This is a genomic window from Pseudoclavibacter sp. RFBB5 (assembly GCF_002931555.1).
Taxonomy (GTDB): Bacteria; Actinomycetota; Actinomycetes; order Actinomycetales; family Microbacteriaceae; genus Pseudoclavibacter.
The window spans coordinates 218,997-234,751 of sequence record NZ_PSTZ01000007.1; the positions used below are offsets into that span (position 1 = coordinate 218,997).

The 15,755-nt window shown below is 62.2% G+C and carries 8 protein-coding genes and 1 riboswitch; of the genes, 7 read left to right on the plus strand and 1 reads right to left on the minus strand.

The genetic code is table 11. The annotated features are described in order from the left end of the window. The first annotated feature begins 122 nt into the window (after positions 1–122). The 7 genes from C5B97_RS09010 (at position 123) to brxL (ending at position 14,619) form a co-directional block, all read left to right on the plus strand. Positions 123–1,397: a hypothetical protein gene (locus C5B97_RS09010; RefSeq protein WP_104311763.1), complete on the plus strand. Its 1,275-nt coding sequence runs from the start codon at positions 123–125 to the stop codon at positions 1,395–1,397. A gap of 837 nt (positions 1,398–2,234) precedes the next feature. Next, on the plus strand, positions 2,235–2,990 hold the full coding sequence (locus C5B97_RS09015; RefSeq protein WP_146080773.1) for a hypothetical protein: 756 nt from the start codon (positions 2,235–2,237) through the stop codon (positions 2,988–2,990). Beyond that, positions 2,987–3,544, plus strand: coding sequence for a BREX protein BrxB domain-containing protein (locus tag C5B97_RS09020; protein ID WP_104311765.1), 558 nt, complete (start codon positions 2,987–2,989; stop codon positions 3,542–3,544). The genes C5B97_RS09015 and C5B97_RS09020 overlap by 4 nt, the downstream gene beginning before the upstream one ends. Then, positions 3,541–6,996 (plus strand): BREX system P-loop protein BrxC, encoded by a 3,456-nt coding sequence (gene brxC / locus C5B97_RS09025; protein ID WP_181026963.1) that lies wholly within the window; start codon positions 3,541–3,543, stop codon positions 6,994–6,996. Before C5B97_RS09020 ends, brxC begins: the two co-directional genes overlap by 4 nt. 2 nt (positions 6,997–6,998) lie before the next feature. Continuing rightward, the gene (locus C5B97_RS09030) at positions 6,999–10,232 is read left to right on the plus strand and encodes an N-6 DNA methylase (RefSeq protein ID WP_219819790.1); all 3,234 of its coding nucleotides are present in this window, start codon (positions 6,999–7,001) and stop codon (positions 10,230–10,232) included. Further along, positions 10,229–12,565: a BREX-1 system phosphatase PglZ type B gene (gene pglZ, locus C5B97_RS09035; RefSeq protein ID WP_104311767.1), complete on the plus strand. Its 2,337-nt coding sequence runs from the start codon at positions 10,229–10,231 to the stop codon at positions 12,563–12,565. Before C5B97_RS09030 ends, pglZ begins: the two co-directional genes overlap by 4 nt. Next, on the plus strand, positions 12,562–14,619 hold the full coding sequence (gene brxL, locus C5B97_RS09040; protein WP_219819791.1) for a protease Lon-related BREX system protein BrxL: 2,058 nt from the start codon (positions 12,562–12,564) through the stop codon (positions 14,617–14,619). Before pglZ ends, brxL begins: the two co-directional genes overlap by 4 nt. Before the next feature lie 333 nt (positions 14,620–14,952). Here the strand turns inward: brxL and C5B97_RS18210 are convergent, their stop codons facing one another. Continuing rightward, a complete protein-coding gene (locus C5B97_RS18210) occupies positions 14,953–15,468 on the minus strand; it encodes a PH domain-containing protein (protein WP_104312556.1) in 516 nt (171 codons plus the stop codon). A 147-nt stretch (positions 15,469–15,615) separates the two neighbouring features. Further along, positions 15,616–15,730, plus strand: a riboswitch (SAM riboswitch). Positions 15,731–15,755: the final 25 nt, after the last annotated feature.

Here is a 15,755-nt window from a genome sequence, read left to right on the forward strand (position 1 = left end):
CCCGAGTATGGGGTGGGATCGTTGTCGCGGTCTCGCGAATAGAGTTAGCCGGGTCGATCGAATGCGCTCGGCCCCCCCCACTGGCTCAGTCTCTACTGTTGCCGACGATCTTGGAGTACTCGATGACCGAGCTCGAATCCATTGGTAGCAGCGACGACGCGCAGCAGATTGAGGTGATCAGCGATGGGAATGGGGTCGCGTTTATCGGGGACCCGGCCGCTCTCGATCGTCTGCTGTCGGAAGCTGGGTTGCCCGCTCGCGACCTCAAGTTGCCTCGCTTGAGTTCCGCAGGCGGCATCGGAGGCGCAGTGTTTCAGGCGGCGAGTACGATCGCGGAGTCATCTGGTCGCTGGGTGAAGATCACGGAGGAATCTGCGCGCAAGATGCAGAAAATGAAGCTCATGAAAGGGTCGGCTCCTGGCCTCAAACGTGCTGTGCTCACAGACAAGGGGAAGGTCACGGGTCTCATCGAGATCGTGAGGACACCCGCATCGTTTCTGACGAATCCTGCTGTCCTCACCAGCGCAGGTGCCTTGATGACGCAAATGGCGGTTCAGCAGGCGATGGATGACATCCAGGACTATCTCGCGGAGATCGATCAGAAGATTGACGACATCATCCGCGCTCAGAAGGACGACGTGTTTGCCGATCTCATCGGCGTGGAGATGGTGATTCGGGAGGCTATGACCGTGCGGGAAACGACCGGGCGCGTCTCTGAGACGACATGGTCGAAGGTGCAGAACGCCCCCTTCACGGTGGCGCGGACACAGGCCTATGCTCTGCGCCAGTTAGCCGCTCTTGCAGAGAAGCTTGAGACGCAGGGGGTGAACGACATGGAGAAGACGTTGAAGGGCGTCGAGACTTCCGCGCGGGAGTGGTTGGCTGTTCTCGCTCACAGCGTCCAGGTCAACGATGCGCTGGCTGTTCTGGAGATCGACCACGCGCTCGAGGGTGTACCTGAGCAGATTGAAAGCCATCGTGTGGGGGTTCTATCTGCTCGTCGTGACCGACTCATGCATATTTCATTGACGACCACTCGTCTTTTGGAGCGGATGCAGACTGCAGCGGATAAGGCGAACAGCAAAGTGCTCCTCAATCCGTTCGCTGCGGTGAATGTTGTGAGGCTGAGCAGTGGGGTGGCCAGTGCAATTACAGATTTCCACGACCGGCTTGAGATCGAAGACGATGAGCGGGCGCTCGAAGCACGGAGATGGCGCGATGCAGTGGTGGATGTTCGCGATACAGGAATCGAAGTGGCTAACGACCGATTCGATGATGCAAAGCGGATTGGATCAGAAGGTCTAGACAAAGCCAGAAATGTCGCAGGAACGGCAGCTTTGCGATTCGCGAATTTCGCTCTTCGGAAAAATCCAGAAGATTCCGACACAACACCGTGAGTCGACCTGAGGGTTCTAAGTCAGCGAGGGTCTCTCTGGTATCATGCCGGCGTAGCAACAGAGTGGGTACTTGATGGTGCGGAGAGCCTTGAGGTTGCGGGATCGTACGCAGATGGCGGTCAGGACCGAGCAGGGACTGTCCGACCGTGAGATCCGTGAGTACCGGGCGGGATAAAACGGTGGTGCGACGCGAGCATTGGGACCGTGGACCAGTCACCGGACATTGCTGGAAGGGCCGTGTCACACGATTTGTCGGTGGGTCTCCGCCCTCCCGAAGTGGTGAGCTTGAAATACGCGGCATCCCTCTGCACTCTAAGCCCAACACGCAGAAATGGGGTATCTCGGAGGGGAGAGGTCTGCTCGTTGGCTTGGTCCCCATCGATGACAGGCCAGACGCGGCGTCGGATCGCCTGCCGGAGGATTCGGGAGGAAACCCACATCACCGGCGTCCTGGCAGACAGCAGTAGCCGCTCTGGTGGAACGCCACTCCAAGTATTTGGTCTTCCGAGGCTGGTTGAACGGAAAAGAATCAAGCGCCATCGCAGACGAGCTCAACAATCGTCCACACAAGACCATTATTGGACGTTGGTGTGCGTCTCAATCGCGGTCGAGCTCACGGCGACCCGGTAGACTTGGCACTCTCGGCGGTCCGAGCTGATCAATGTGGATGCATGACTTCGCGGCGGGCGAATCGTTGCGTAGTGGACGAAGCGCTCAGGGGACCGTGGGGAGCTCCTGTCGGAACGAGACCCCGAAGAGGGTCGATCGCGGATCAGAGATCAAGCGGCGTGCAGGGCAAAGGAGACGAAGTGCGAGTTGAAGAGGGGGTTCTGCAAGATGACCGGATCTGACACTGTTACGAGCCATGTCTATCTCGGCACGTTGCGGACGACCGCCAGCCACACGATCAGTATTCCTCACCTGTTGGAACTTCTACGCGCAGTGCCTCATGGCGCGCCCGCCGAGCGGTACCGTCAGGCTGTCGTAGATGACAACGTCCTCGGGCGACCGACTCAGGTCGGCAGGCAGCGTTCGTTCCGACACCTGCGAGAGCTGTACTTCCTTGACCCGGGTCATCCGGAGTTCATGGGCCTGCGGCACTTCTGGGAAATCGATTCCTCGTCACATTCGCTACTCGCGGGGTTGTTGGCATTCACCCGTGACGAAGTGCTCCGCGCTTCTTTCACCGCGATTGCTGACCTACGCGAGGGCTTGAGCGTGTCATCGGCAGATTTCACTTCAGCTGTCGCCGCACAGTTCGATGGCGAGATGTCCGATTCGACGCTTGGCAAGACGGGCCGCAACACGGGCGCCAGCTGGACCCAGACCGGCCATCTGGTTGGTCGTACGAAGAAAGTTCGCACCGACCTGGTGGCACGCCCGGCGGCGGTTGCGTATGCAGCATATCTGGGGCACCTTGCTGGAGGGCGAGGCCTCGGCGTCCTTGACAACCCGTGGTCGAAGATACTCGGGGTCTCACCCGGCCGATCCTTAGAGGCACTCCGCGATGCCCACACCCAGGGGCTCCTCGATTTGCTCGTGGCCGGCAATGTCGTGGACGTAGCGTTCCCAGCCCTCGGGCGCGATATATGAGCCGCGTCTCCGATCTCGTCGACGCCTACAGAGCCGAGTTGTCCTTGACATGGAAGGACAACGTTTCGGGCGGTGAGCGCGTCTGGATGCTCGTCTACCCGCCGGACCTGGAGCGTCAAATGCGGCACTCGCTGCCGAACCTGGGGCTGGCGACAACCCAGGCAGGCCACGATTGGATCGTCCTCGATGTTACGGACGACTTCGGGCACTGGTTGTCGTCACACCGGCACGCGGAGGCGTTTTACGAGGAGCCGAGCGACCTCACGCAGTCGATCCTCGATCAGTTCGAGACGACATTGGTCGCGCGCATCCGCCAGACACTTGAAGCGGCTCCCACAGGCGCCGTCGTGTCGCTCGTCGGTATCGGCTCGATCTTCCCGTTCTTGCGTGCGTCGAGCGTGATCAAGTCCGTCGATTCTGCTGTCGCCGGCCGCCTCCTCGTACTCTTTCCGGGATTTCACGACCCGGAGACTCACTCATTCCGCTTGCTCGACGCGCGCGACGGGTTCAATTACCGCGCCCGCGTCATCGATCCTCAGAAGGACCTCACGTGACGATCAACAATGACCTGTTTATTCGGCACCCGCTGAGCTTCGAGATTCCGAACGACGGTGTCACCAACGTCGACCGTCCCGAGGACTCCAACCAGTGGGATGTCCTCAAGTACGAGCTCGAGAGCTTCGTCTGCGAGGGCGAGTACGAGCACGGCCTTCAGCGCATCCTTGACTCGTATGTCGGCCACCGGAACAGGACGACGCAGCCTGCCGTGTGGGTCTCGGGGTTCTACGGCAGCGGCAAGTCCCACCTCGTCCGTGTGCTTCAGCATCTGTGGGCCGACACGAACTTCCCGAACGGTGCGACCGCGCGGGGCCTGACCAACATCCCGCAAGGCATCCAGGACCAGCTGACGGAGCTGACCACGCTCGGCCGCCGGGATGGCGCCGCACCGTGGGCAGCCGCAGGTGCGCTCGACCGGAGCGGCGACACCCTCAATTCGGTGTTCCTCTCCATCGTCCTCGGGGCGGCCGGGCTGCCTGCGCGAGTCGCGCCCGCCCAGGTGGCTCTCTGGCTTGCGGGCAACGGGCACCTCGCCGCCGTCCGCGACCACATCACGACCAGCGGTGGGGACTTCATCGAGGAACTTGACGAGTACAACCTCAGCACAAGGCTCGCGAACGCCATCCTCGCCTCTGACGCAGAGTTCGCCGCATCAGCCAAAGATGTGCGTGCCGCGCTTCGCAGCCAGTTCCCGCCGGACACGCGGTCGTTCTCCACTGACGAGACCGTCGCGCTGTTCAAGAAGATCCTTGAATACGTCGGTGGTGGTCAGATCCCGCCGTCTTTGATCGTCCTGGACGAGGTGCAGCAGTACATCAGCGGCGACGGTGGCCGCGCTATGGAGGTGCAGAACCTCGTCGAGTCGGTGTCCCGCGAACTCGATGGTCGCGTGCTGCTCGTCGCCACAGGGCAGCAGGAGTTGACGGCGGACTCGACACTCCAGAAGATCCAGGACCGCTTCACCGTCAAGGTCGTGCTCAAAAATCAGGATGTCGATGCCGTCGTCCGTCGTGTGCTGCTGAGCAAGGAGCCCGCGAAGAAGCCGGGTCTCGACAGCACGCTCGCGTCGGTCGCTGGGCAGATTTCCCGGCAGCTCATCGGAAGCAAGATTCAGCACACCGCGGAGGACGACAAGGACCTCGCCGAGGACTACCCGCTGCTTCCTGTGCGGCGTCGATTCTGGGAGAGCGTGCTCCGCCAGGCCGACGCCGGCCGCGCCGGACAGCTGCGCTCCCAGCTCCGGATCGTGCACGAGGCGAACCGTAAGGTTGCGCCCAAGCCACTGGGCACCGTGGTCGGTGCGGACTTCCTTTACTCCCAGAAGAATGAAGACTTGAACGGCGCGGGGCTGCTCCTCAAGGAGACGCAGACGCTGATCCACGAGCAGTGGCAGAAGAACGCCCTGCGTGGTCGCGTCCTCGGCCTGATCCATCTCATCGGTCTCCTCCCGACCTCGGGGCATGGGGATATCGGCGTGCGCGCCTCGGCAGACCATCTCGTCGACCTGCTCGTCGAAGACCTCGCCCATGATGGCGACAGGCTTCGGCAAGAAGTGCCTGCCGTGCTCGAAGCGCTCGCCGCGGAGGGAATTATCCAGCAGGACGGCGAGGAGTTCCGTCTTCAGACGAAGGCGGGCCGCGATTGGGACGAGGCGTTCCGCAGGCACCACGCCCAGGTCACCGACAGCGAGGTGAGCACCGAGCGTGATTCGCTGTTGCTCTCCGAGGTCGGTCGGTCGCTGCCCGCTTCGATCCAGCAGGGGCGCGCCAAAGAATCGCGCAAGCTTGCCCTGCACGCCGATGCGTCGCTCCCGCCCGACTCCGAGGCGATCCCGGTGTGGCTCCGCTCAGAGTGGGACGAAGGAATCACGGCGAAGCAGTTCGATGAGGCCGCCCGCAGCCTTGGCGTCGACTCGCCGATCATCCTCATCCACGTTCCGCGACTCCAGGCCCCCACATTCGCAGCGGCGGTCCGCAACAAGCTCGCTGCACAGCGAGTGATCGACCAGCAGGGCATTCCTCAGGACGATGAGGGCAAGCAAGCCAGAAGTGCGATGCAGACCCGCCTCAATCGCGCGACGGACCAGGTGAACGCCCATGTCCGCGACGTCACCTCCAAGGCGAACGTTCTCCTTGGCGGCGGGACGGCACCCAGCGGAGTCAGCCTGCGCGAACGGATCGAAGCTGGCGCACAGGACGCCGCGACGCGGCTCTTCCCGCGGTTCGCCGAGGCAGACGACAATCGCTGGCCGCAGGTGATCGCCAGGGTCAAGAGCGGGTCGGCGGCTGATGCCCTCAAGGCCGTCAATCACGACGCCGACCCTGAGCAGCATCGCGTCATCAAAGAGGTACTCAGCCACATCGGCTCGGCTGGCACCTCCGCGAACGACGTCGAGAAGGCCGTCACCTCGAAACCGCTTGGCTGGCCGAGAGACGCGCTCATGGCTGCCCTCGGTGTACTCCTCGACACCGGGGTGATTCGAGCGACGCTCAACGGCAGCGAAGCAACGACTACCGACGTACTCAAGCAGACCCGCCTCGGCAATGTGCAGCTCCGCCGTGAAGTGACAGTTCTCAAGCCTGCCGAGAAGATTCAGGGGCGCCAGGTGCTGAGCACCCTCGGGTTCCCGACCGATAACGATGGACTCGTCTCGGCGGTCGAGCAAGCCGTAAAGTCGCTCGTTCAACGTGCGAAGGACGTGAGCGGACCGGCGCCGCTCCCGGACATCAGCGTCCCGAGCAACATCCAGATCATCATAAGCAGTTCCGGCAACGACCGAGTGCACGCCTTACTACGCGCGAAAGACGAACTCACGAGTTTCAGCGACAGGCTCGGGGAGCTTGAGCGCCGCAGCAAGAGCCGAGCCACAGCCTTGGCGCTCGCGCGCTCGCTCGCCACCTCCTCTGCCGAATTAGAGACCGCGTCGGCCGTACGCAACCGCCTCGACGCACTGGTCGCAAGCCGTGATCTGCTCGCCGACGCCGACCCTGTCGCCCCGATCGTCAAGGACCTGGCCGACGCGCTTCGCGACGCGATCCACTCAGCCGCGGGCGCGTTGAGAGACGCCCGCAAGCAGGCTGTCGAAAGCCTCGAAGCGCAGTCTGTATGGAAGCCGCTTGAACAGGCGCAACGCGCGTCGCTCCTCGCGGACCACCACCTCACTGCAGAGCCGGAGCCCAACCTGGCCGATCCATCGGCTGTACTGGCGGCGGCGCAGGCGCGACCTCTCCAAGGGTGGACCGCCGAACTGGACGCGATCCCGCAGCGTGCCTCTCGCGCTCTGGAAGCGGCCCTTCGGCTCACGACCCCTGCGGCGACGACCGCCACGGTCACCGTCTCGACTGCGAGCCTGAGCAGCTCGGACGAGGTCGAGCGGTACATTGACAAACTTCGATCGCAGCTTCTCGAAGCCCTGAGCAGCAATGACACCGTCGTGGTGAAGGGCTGATCATGACCGAAGACACGATTACCGTCCTGAATTCCGACCAACGGCGCTTCCTCGATGCCCAGACGCAACGCGCCCGCGAGGCGGCACAGCGCGCAGCGGAGGATGCCCTGCGCGCACTCGCGGTCGGTGAGCCGAGCCGGCCTGCCTTCCTGAGCGAGGAGCAGAACGGGCTTCGTCTGGCGCTTCGAGACAAGGGCCGGCAACTCGGTGACGACACGTCGCGAGCGGGAGCAACCCTCACAAACCTCGTCCATGACGTCGCCTATGAGCAATGGCACCGCTTGCTGTTTGCTCGCTTCCTGGAGGTCAACGAGCTCCTGCGGCACCCCGAGTACCGCGACATCCCGTTGTCGTTGGAGGACTGCGGCGATTTTGCGCCCGACCTCGGCGAACCCGACGCGTGGGCCGTTGCCGCTCGCTTCGCATCGGAGATACTGCCCGGTGTCTTTCGCCTGACCGACCCTGCGGTACAGGTGCGGTTCGCGGCTGAGCATCGTAACGCGCTGGAGCGTTTGCTGCTGGAGATCCCCGCTGAGGTGTTCACGACCGAAGACGCGCTCGGATGGGTGTATCAGTTCTGGCAGACGGCCGAGAAAAAGCGGGTGAACGACTCCGGGGTCAAGATCGGTGGCGCCGAACTATCCCCCGTCACGCAGCTGTTCACCGAGAACTACATGGTCCGCTTCCTGCTGGAGAACTCGCTCGGTGCATGGTGGGCAGCCCGGCACCCCGAGTCGCCGCTCGTCGATGCGTGGGAGTACCTCCGTCGCAACGAGGATGGCACTCCCGCCGCGGGCTCGTTCAGCGAGTGGCCCGAGTATGCCGCCGACGTGACCCTGATGGACCCCTGCTGCGGCTCCGGTCACTTCCTCGTCGCTATGTTCGGCATGCTCTGGCGCATGCGCGCCGAGGAGGAAGGCATCACGCCGGCCGAAGCACAAGACGCCGTACTCCGCGACAACCTCCACGGCCTCGAACTCGACCCACGCTGTACCCAGATCGCGACATTCAATGTTGCTCTGGAAGCCTGGAAACAGGGTGGGTTCCGTGAGCTCCCAGCACCGCAGATTTCATGTTCGGGCGTGCCGGTTCGCGCCAAGCGCGCGGAGTGGCTCGATCAAGCCGGCGAAGACGAGGAGCTCTCAAAGGTTCTTGGACGCCTTCACTCGCTCTTCCGCGGCGCAGATACGCTGGGTTCGCTTATATCGCCGAGACGCAGTGAGTCGGATAGTGCACTCTTTGGCCCGGACTTGAGTATCGGATCTAACTGGGACCAGGTGCGGGCCGCTCTCGTGGAGACTCTGAAATCCGAGCGGCAGGACACGACTGTCCTGGGGCACACAACTGCAGATGTAGTGCATGCGGCTGGTCTACTTGCACGCGAGTACACACTGGTGGCTACCAACCCACCTTATCTCCAACGAAACGCGATGGATGCTGCCCTTGCGCGCTACATTGACGAGTCCCACCCGCTCGCGAAGTCCGACATTGCGACCGCGTTCATAGAACGTTGTCTGACCTTCGCTGGCGACAGCGGCACGATTGCAGTGGTGTCCCCCCAAAACTGGCTTTTCCTTGGATCCTACGCGAAGTTTCGCCGTGACCTGTTGAAACGTCGCCGATTCGACTCGGTGGCTCGATTGGGTGCTGGTGCGTTCCGCCAGATAAGTGGTGAGGTCGTTAAGGTCGCACTCAGCATCGTGAGCGCGGCGTCAGCGGATGCCAGCCATCGTATCGCTGGTGTCCAGGCGCATCGCCTGGCGGGCGCGGATGGCAAGGCAGCCGCTTTGCAGAATGGCGAGATGTTGTGCCCTTTGCAGGTGGACCAGTCGCGAAATCCGGATTCGCGGATTACCTTGACCCGAATCCTGCCGGAATCACTGCTGGACGTACTTGCCGACGGGATGGCGGGGATCCAGACCGGGGACTACCCGCGATTCGGCCGAGTGTTTTGGGAACGCCCGCTACCGCACCCGGACTGGGAGTTTCAGCAGAGCACGGTTCGATCGACGACACCGTATGGGGGCCGCGAGCACATCTTGCGTTGGGAGGGAGGCAAGGGTCACCTCCACGAATTTGTGGCCGAGCGACTCGGGGAATGGGGTGTCGGTGCTTGGATTCGGGGCGTAGGACTGAGCGGGAAGCGAGGAGTCGCGATCTCGCAGATGGGAAACCTTCCTGCCACCATCTATACCGGTGAGCTGTTCGATAACAACACTGCAGTGATCCTGCCGAAAGACCCATCCGATCTTGAAGCGATTTGGGCCTATTGCTCCAGCGAAGACTTTGCCGAGGACGTCCGTGAGATTGACGACAAGATGAATGTCACGAATGCAACGCTCGTCAAGGTTGCTTTCAACCGTGAGCATTGGCAGCAGGTAGCTGATGGGATGGGTCCCCTTCCCAGACCCAAGTCGGATTACCCGACTCAGTGGCTGTTCAGAGGTGATGTCCGCACTGCATCCCATCCTCTCCAGGTTGGAGTCGCTCGCCTGCTCGGCTATCGCTGGCCCGAGCAGATATCAGATAATCTGGACCAGTTTGGCGACCAGGATGGCATCGCCGCGCTTGTGTCTTTACCCGGCGAACCGGACCTAGCCTCCAGGCTTCGCCAACTGCTCACAGCCGCGTACGGTGATGACTGGTCCAGCAATCTCGAACGCCAGCTTGTCACTGAAGCGGGGGGTAAGAACGGCAAACTCGAAGATTGGCTTCGCAGCACTTTTTTTGCCCAGCACGTGAAGGTGTTCGACAACCGCCCTTTCCTGTGGCACATCTGGGACGGTCGCAAGGACGGGTTTTCTGCGATCGTCAACTACCACGAGCTCGACCGGCCGACGTTGGAGAAGCTAGCCTTCACGTCGCTCGGCGCGTGGATCGACCGACAGAAACATGAGGTTCGTGAAGAACGGGCGGGTGCCGATGTGCGCTTAGCCGCTGCCGAGGAACTCCAGCGCAGGCTCAAGCTCATTCTCGACGGAGCGCCGCCTTGCGACGTGTACGTGCGGTGGAAGCCCATGGCCGAGCAGCCGATCGGTTGGGAGCCTGACCTTGACGATGGTGTCCGCCTCAACATTCGGCCATTCGTGACCGCCGGCGTGCTTCGGTCGAAGGTCAACGTGCACTGGAAGAAGGATCGCGGCACGAACACGGATGGATCGGAGCGGCAGAACGACCTGCACCCGACACTGGATGATCGCCGTGCAGCCCGAAAAGCTGCGGAGGCTGCCGAATGACGCTCGTCCGTGCCGTTGTCGCCAAGGCCCTTCGTGATGCCGGGGCCTTCAACTCGGGGGCGAACTTTTCCCCAGCAGCTGTTCTGTGGGCCGACCCCGAGCGCACATGGGTGCCGGTAATCCGCAGCCTTCAGGAGGCGGTGCCCATCCTCGTTCTCGGCGAGTACGACCCCGCAACTGCGCAGGGCCCGGCGCTCTGGCTTCGAGCCGTTCTTGCCTCGCCCGAGTCAGCGGAACTGCCGTCTCATCTTGCCGGACGCGATGAGCGCAACCCGTGGGTGATCTATCTGCCTGGTGTCAGTCGAAGTTCCGTGGCCGAGGCATCGGCTCTCAACGACTCGCTCGCGCCTCTCGCCGAGGTCGCGATCCGCTCCAATTGGTGGCCCTCCGCTCACGGCCAGACGCCGTGGACGCCGCACTCGTTCCTCTCGTCAAAGCAGGGTGCCGGGCTGGACATTGCTGGCGATGCCGCTACAAAGGCGGCCCTCACGCAGGTACTGGACAAGTTCTTCTTCGAGGACATTGACGACCTCAAGCGCATGGGCCGACTCGACTCGTCGCGTCTTCACCGCCTTGTGCTCGAAGACTCGGTGCGCACGCTCCTCGAATGGATGAATGACCCGGACGGCGTGCGCGCCTCGCTCAAAGGTGGTCGGTGGCAGGCGCTCAGAGCCGCTTGCAAGTCCGCATACGGCTTTGACCCCGAGACGGATGGTGCGCTTACTGCTGCCAGAAAGCTTGGCGGGCGAACGGGGGAGTGGGGAGCTGCTTGGAGGCGGTTCGTAGAAAACCCGAGCCGGTATCCAAACCTACCTGCGTTGCTTGACCAGGCCCGGCCTTCCGCGGTGGCGCTTTTCGGAGACATGGACCCACATATCGACTCCTGGCCCTCGTGGAACCAAGGTCAGGAGGATGCCCTAAGGTCAGCACTGGACGCCTTGGGGGCTTCCTGCGCGGATCCGCACCGTCGCGTTGCGGAGCTCGCTGACGCGCACACGTTGCGGGAAGACAGCGTGTGGGCTGCACTTGGCCAGGCCCCGCTCGCGCGTGCTGTCGGTCACCTCGCCGAAATAGCAGACCGTGTGGTTACCGCCCCGGCAGCCACGGACCTTGAGACACAAGTCGCCTGGTTCGGCAACGAGGGCCACTTGATCGACGACCTTGCTCTTCGGACCATCGCGACGGCGAAGACAGCTCGCGACCGGACCGCCGTCGCTCATGCTCTCGGTGTAATTTACGACCCTTGGGTTGATCAGTCGGCGCGAGCGTTCCAGGAGGCTGCAGTCGGTACCTACCACGGTCAGACTGGCCTCGATGTATCGGCCGGAACATGCGTGGTCTACGTCGATGCCCTGCGCTACGACTTGGCCACCCGTCTGGCTCGACGGCTGTCGCCACTCGCCGCCACCGTTGAGCCACGCCTAGCGGCGTTCCCCAGCGTCACGCCAACCGGCCAACCGGCAGTGGCACCAATCAAGATCAGTGTGGCTGGCGGCGTTGCTTTCGATGCGGCCGATACTCAGGGGCGATCGGTCAAGGGGCCAATCCTGCGGTTGGCCCTCGCTGGCGCCGGGGTCCAGGTCCTCGATTGGGACACCGCAGAGGTTGGCGACCCTGCTGGAATAGCGTGGACCCAGACAAACATGATCGACTCATTGGGGCACTCACACGGGCACCAAATGGCTGACCTTGTTGACCAGCAACTTGACCTCGTTGCCGAGCGTGTTCGTGCTCTGCTGGACACAGGCTGGCGGAAAGTCGTCGTAGTTACCGATCATGGGTTCCTCCTACCGGCCCAAACAGCAGAGAAGGTCAGCCTCCCGCTACCAGTCACAGAAGGCGACACCGCGCGCAAGCCACGCGTGGCACGGCTGAAGGCCGCAGCCGCGCGTCCAAACTTCCCGATCCTGCCCTGGACTTGGGACTCTTCCGTTGACATGGTCAGTGCACCGGGGGCTGCGGCGTTCGAGGCCGGCCGCCTATACGAGCATGGAGGCTTGAGTCCCCAGGAGTGCGTGATCCCCATCGTCACGGTGACCCGTAGCAATACTGCTATTACCCCCGTCAAGGTTGAAGCTGTCCGGTGGGCCGGACAGCGATGCCGCATCGACTATGGCCCTGCCGAGGCTGATCTCATGGCGGAGATCCGTCTCCGCCCCGCAGACGCTTCGAGCACGGTTGGCGGTCCGAAAGCCCCCGCAGAACCAGGAGAGGTCAAAGTGCTCGTGGACGAGGAACGGGCCCCGAGCGGGGTGGCCGCCTGGGTCGTCCTCCTCGATTTGAGCGGTGGGGTTCTAGCCCAAACGCAAACTACGGTGGGAGGAGCCGAATGACCAACGCAATCACTCTTGACGAGATCGACAAGACCGCAGCGTCAGCCTTTGAAGGCTACGTCGTCCGTAAGGATCTCGCGCAGCAGTTTAAAGGGGCGTATCCGGTCCCGACATATGTGGGCGAGTTCCTCATTGGACGCTACTGTGCTACGACCGACCTCGAGGAGATTGAGGAAGGCCTTCACGTCGTGCGACGTCTGCTCGCGGACCGCACTGTTCGGGCAGGTGAGGAGGAACTGTTCAAGTCGCGAGCTCGCGAGCGCATGACTGTCAAACTGATCGACCTAGTCAAGGCTCGGCTCGATGCTAAGTCGAACTCCTACGTCGCCGAGCTGCCAAGCCTCGGGCTCCGCGACGTTCGCATTGATGACGCCGTTGTCCGTGACAATGAGCGCATGCTGACCGGGGGCTTCTATGCCGAGGTGGACCTGTTCTACGACGCCGCGATCGCTGACGAGAACAACGGCAAGCCCTTCGCTATAGGGTCGCTGCGCCCCATTCAGCTCTCAACCCGCGACTCGCTCTCGCGCCTAGCAGAGGGACGCTCAAGATTCACTACCGAGCAGTGGAAGCACTTGCTGCTGCGGTCGGTGGGTTTCGAACCCGCACAGCTTACGGAGCGCCAGCAGGATGTCCTGCTGCTGCGCATGGTCCCATTCGTGCAGCGGAACTTCAATATGGTCGAACTGGGGCCTCGCGGCACTGGCAAGTCCCATCTGTTCCAGCAAGTCTCGCCATATGCTCACTTGATTTCAGGTGGCAAGGCCACTGTTGCCCGGATGTTCGTCAACAACGCGACCGGCCAGCGCGGCCTCGTCGCGCAGTATGACGTCGTCTGTTTTGACGAGGTTTCGGGCGTCTCCTTCGACCAGAAGGACGGCGTCAACATCATGAAGGGCTACATGGAGTCCGGTGAGTTTTCGCGCGGCCGTGAGTCTATCCGCGCGGACGGATCCATCGTATTGGTCGGGAATTTCGACGTGGACGTCGCCCATCAGCAACGCATCGGACACCTGCTGTCGCCGTTGCCCCCGGAAATGCGCGACGACACGGCTTTCATGGACCGCATCCATGCTTACCTGCCGGGCTGGGACGTCCCTAAACTCAACCCAACGTATTTCACCCATCACTACGGACTTGTCAGCGACTTTCTCTCTGAGTGTTGGTCCCGTCTGCGAGACCAGTCGCGACTCTCCTCGATCCAAGGCCGCGTGAACTATTCGGACGCGCTGTCTGGCCGTGACCTTTCTGCAGTCAACAAGACCGTCGACGGCCTGCTCAAGCTGCTTCACCCCAACGCCGAGACGCCGATTCCCGACGACGACCTCGAGTGGGCGGTTCGCATCGCGCTTGAGTGCCGCCGCCGTGTGAAGGAGCAACAACGTCGCATCGGTGCGGCGGAGTTCCGCAACACGCAATTCGGTTACCGCATTAGCGAGGGGGTGGAGCAATTCGTCTCGACTCCTGAGCTGGCAAGTCCCGACTCGATTGGCCTCGATCCGCTGCCGCCTGGCCAAGTTTGGGCGATCTCAGAGAGCAACGGCGATGTCGGCCCGGGGCTTTACCGGATCGAAGCGGCGGACACACCGGGATCCGGTGCACGCGGACTGCTCAATCAGGCAGCACCCGCAATGCTCCGCGAGAGCTTCAAGGTGGCCGAGCAGAATCTCATCGCTCAGGCACGCCAGCTCGTAGGCGACCGCGAGCCCCGCGAGCACAACCTGACCGCTCAGGTCCGCGCACTCGACGCAGCTAAGAACGGCGCTGGCCTCGGACTCCCAATTCTGCTCGCCCTTGCCTCCGCAATGCTTGAGAGGTCGGTACGTGGTGGTCTGATCGCCGTCGGCAACCTTTCGCTCGGCGGAGGTGTCGAGACAGTATTGAACGCTGCGCAGCTTGCAGAGCACGCGATGGAAAAGGGGGCGACAGCTCTGCTGCTTCCGGTGTCAGCCCGTCGACAGCTCCTCGACGTTAGCGATGAGGTCGCGACGAAGGTTTCGTTCGTCTTTTACAAAGACGTGCAGGACGCTTTAATGAAGGCACTTGACGAATAGAGTCGCGGTCAGGATCGCTTTTCTTGGCTTCAAGTGGCGTGACGCGCAGGCGCGTTTTGAGTTCCCAGGTGGGTCAAGAAAAGGTATCTGCGGCCGCGATGTCTGGCGGTGCTGAGGTCTGTGATTCCGCGATCTCGGTAGGTTCGGAGAAGATCTCTGCGACGCTCGCTGCACCCTGACTCAAGATTTTCCGCGACTTCCATCGCCCTGACATCCAGCGTTCGCGGAGTGTGGTTGCAGTCCTGAGCAGCCTCAGTGTGTTTTTCCAAGCAGGTATGTTCGCGTGTTCGGCAGTCGCGTCCGTGCGGCAGTGGTGGAAGCGAGTAGTCGCCCCTAAATTCTCGCCAGGAGTTCTGTCTTCTTCGCAGAGAACTCTTCTTCGGTTAGGACACCAGCATCACGTAGCTGACCCAGCTTCTCGAGTGCGGCGTAGATGTTCTCGGGCAGATGATTGGCGGTTCCTGAAGCGCTAACATTTGCAATATCGGCAGCCTTCTGATGCATCTTTGCCTTTACCTCGGCCAGGAAAGGCTCGAAATCCTGGGCAGGTTGCAACCACTTGACAACTACGCGGTTTCCCGACGCGTACAGGGAAACGTTATGTCCCATGAGGGACTTGCCGTGTTCAAATGACGAGATGTTGCGGTATGGGAAAGACTCGATCTCGAAGCCTCCGAGCTTCTTCGCATAGAACATGACTCGCAGGTCGGTCGCTAGTAGTAGACCACTCCGCAGCGTGTCCTGACCCGCGATTTTGGAGTCGTAGGTGCCGACTACCGACGCAAGTATCAGCTCGCTTGCTTCTAGGTGCTGGCTGGCGAGCTCTAGAAGCTTCTGTTTCGTGGCCATAGTTCCCTTTCGCGTCCCACCAAGTATGCGTCCTCCGCGGCTCTGTGCGTGGACACTTCCAGCCCCTCGGTGAGGGGTGGCTGTGGCGTATGGCACCGTCAGCCGGCGCGGCGTTGCGGTCAAGTAGCGTGCTAACCTCCATCCCACGTTCACGAGTTGCAGCGTCAAGTACCTGGCTAGCTGCACGGCAACCCTCCACCTGAGTGGGGTGCCCCAGGGGAAGAACGGGTCGACACCGTCCGGTGTGCGACAAGTCAGTTCACGCACCAAGCGGTGCCGAGCGCGGT

Coding starts and splice junctions, on each gene's coding strand:
- C5B97_RS09010 (WP_104311763.1), top strand. CDS start 123: ATGACCGAGCTCGAATCCATTGGTAGCAGCGACGACGCGCAGCAGATT.
- C5B97_RS09015 (WP_146080773.1), top strand. CDS start 2,235: ATGACCGGATCTGACACTGTTACGAGCCATGTCTATCTCGGCACGTTG.
- C5B97_RS09020 (WP_104311765.1), top strand. CDS start 2,987: ATGAGCCGCGTCTCCGATCTCGTCGACGCCTACAGAGCCGAGTTGTCC.
- C5B97_RS09030 (WP_219819790.1), top strand. CDS start 6,999: ATGACCGAAGACACGATTACCGTCCTGAATTCCGACCAACGGCGCTTC.
- pglZ (WP_104311767.1), top strand. CDS start 10,229: ATGACGCTCGTCCGTGCCGTTGTCGCCAAGGCCCTTCGTGATGCCGGG.
- brxL (WP_219819791.1), top strand. CDS start 12,562: ATGACCAACGCAATCACTCTTGACGAGATCGACAAGACCGCAGCGTCA.
- C5B97_RS18210 (WP_104312556.1), bottom strand. CDS start 15,468: ATGGCCACGAAACAGAAGCTTCTAGAGCTCGCCAGCCAGCACCTAGAA.